Here is a 2,943-nt window from a genome sequence, read left to right on the forward strand (position 1 = left end):
ATCCTTTAATAGCCTTATCTAAATCATCATAAGCCTTATCAACTTGTTCTTGAGTAGCATTACTATCTTCATTAACAATGATTGCTTCTAATAAAGCTTTTTCAAATCTTGACCATGATTCAATAGAATAGTTATTATTTTCTATTTCTTTTGCATCATTAATCTTATTTGTTAGTTTTTCTTTGTTTGAGGTAACTGTATCTCTTAATGCATTGATTGCATTATGTAAATTATTAGTTTCTTCAGTTACATCAACTTTTCCTTCAACATAAGATTTTTGAGCAACAATTAATGCATCAATCATTTCATTTACTGAGCCACTAGATTTACCAGTAATATTTAATGTTTCAGCTTCTAAAATCATATCTTTTAAAGTTGAATCTTCAGGTATTTCTTCTAATTCAAACTTAACTTCTGCAATTTGATACCAGTTCCCCTTACCTTCAGTAAGAACAATTCTAACATATTTAGTCAATGTCTTATCAAAAGTAATAGTTTTTTCAAATGCTGAATTATCTAACGTTCCTACTGTTGTCCAATTTTTTCCATCAGTGGAGATTTGCACATCAGCACCATCAATTATATCTTCACCAGCATTGCTTGGTTGAATGATTTGGATAGAACTAATATTTATTGGACGAGTAAATGTGAATTTAACTTCTTTACCAATTTCTTGGTTGCTATTAAACCAACATTTAGTATTAATATTACCATCAATCATATTATTGTAGTTATTAGATTGATAATAAGTATCAGTTGCTGAAATAGTTGGAACTTTAGCATTAGGTTTAACTAATGATTGCTTAGCTGTTTGAATTGCATTATAAGCTTCTTTAGCTTTTTCAGCAGTTAATCCTTCACTATTAAGTAATGTTTTTCCTGTAGTTACAGCATTTTTATAAGCTTGATATCCACTTGAATAGTCACTTTCATTTAATGGATATGTAACTTCAACATATAATGAATAATATTCCAATTTTACAGCTTTATTTTTAGCATCTTGTAATGCTCTTAATGCGTTATTAACAGCTAATTGTCCACTTGTTTCGTCAAAATATATTTCTTTAGCCATTGTTAATGCTTTATTATAATCAGCTACAGTTTCATTAATATATTCACTTACTGCTAATGGTTCAAATATTTCTTTTTTTAAATCAGTTTTATCACAATGTAATTGATATTTTAAAGTAATTGTCATATTACCGTTATATTTACCATCTAATGGTAAATCTGATTCAATAAAACTATATCCAAATAATTCTTTTGCTTCAAAATGATACTCACTATCATTTAGACCATAGAATACATCATCTGCAGCAATAGTCTTACCAAAATTATCAATATATTTGATAGTAACTGTTGCTGTATCTTCACCCTGGAACACTTCACCCGGAGCAGGTAAAGCCTCATTGAAGCCTGGAGTTCTTCCCAATTTATCAACAGCAGCTTTAAAAACATCATAGTCTGGTTGATTATCGTTCGCGTTCCACATCTTATAAGCTGTTGCACGTGTGCGATGATAGATTTTATCTTCTACTCTTTGTTCACTTTCATAATTTGGATCATCACACCAAACTGCGTAAGAACCACCCATTACATATTCTGGATAAGGTTCTTCAAAAGTTTGTGCTGTTCCGGATAAGTTAGAGAATTTACCAGGATGCCATTCATTATAAATACGATCACCTTCTGGTACTGCATTAGTTTGCCACCACCTAGAAAGTACATAGTACATATAAACATCAGAATAGTTGATTACTTTGTTACCATTAGCAACAAAATCCGCTACCGATGCACAGTTTTCAGGAGCTGCCCAGTAACAAACTTCAATGTCACTATCCAATGTATAACCCTCATAATCACCAAATAATAAACCATCATTCCATGCTCTTGGAGTCATTCCGTTATCTTTAACTATCTTAGAAATATCATTAAAATATGTCATAATTTGTCCGTATTGTTCATTACTAAAACTAGAGAATTTAGCTAAGAACTCATCACCGCCAATATTAAAATGTTTACATCCCGCATCACCAAAGAATTCAATAAATTCAGTCATTAAATTTACTAAGAATTCTCTAGCTTCAGGATTTGTAAAGATATTAAAGCATTGATTTCGTCGATCATCGGTTGGGAATAGTTCTCTACAACTGTAATCAGTTGGCAGATATTGTAAAACTGCTCCCGAGTGACCTGGAGAATCTAAAGAAGGCACGATTTCAATATGATAATCATTAGCAACTTGAATAACATCTAAAATATCTTGTTTACTTAATACATCATCATATTTATATTTAAATCCTTCGATTGCATCTAGAGTATCACTTTGAATTCTAAATCCTTCATTTTCAGAAAAATGAAGTTGAACCGCATTATATTTTTGCCAAGATAAATCTTTGATTTGACGAATTATCCATTCTTTAGAGAATGGTTTACGAGCAATGTCTAAATGCATTGAACGTAATTCAACATCTGGATAATCAATAACAGTTCCTTTCTCTAATATTTTATCATTAATCTTTAACATTTGAATTACTGACATTAAACCATAATAAATACCAATTTCATCTTTAGCGGTTACTGTGATTTTATCAGTAATATCTAATTTGTAGCTTTCAGCTTTTCCTTCTAATTCAGCCACATCCTCCATTCTAACAACAATATCATTAACTACTGCATTTTCTTCTTTACCGAATACTATTATTGGGGCTTTGGATAAAACTCCAGCGGCTTCAAAATTTGAACTAGTTAATTTTAAATCTTTTAATAAAATAGTATTATTTAATGTTTTTTCATTTGCTACTACAAAAATTCGACTATTTTCAGCAAGAGTAAAATCTTGCCCCGCTTCTTTAGTATATTGTTGAACATTTGGATAAGTCATTAATGATGTTGTTGCAACATTGCCTTTAGCTAAAACTGCCTGAAAACCGACTGCTTGAC

At 30.6% G+C, this 2,943-nt stretch carries 1 protein-coding gene; it reads right to left on the reverse strand.

From position 1 onward, the window contains the following. Window positions 1-2,943: family 20 glycosylhydrolase (locus LJD34_RS15675; RefSeq protein WP_227360337.1), on the reverse strand; the 2,943-nt coding region annotated here is incomplete at both ends.

The sequence above is a fragment of the Faecalibacillus sp. MSK20_93 genome, assembly GCF_020589945.1.
GTDB lineage: Bacteria > Bacillota_I > Bacilli_A > Erysipelotrichales > Coprobacillaceae > Faecalibacillus > Faecalibacillus intestinalis.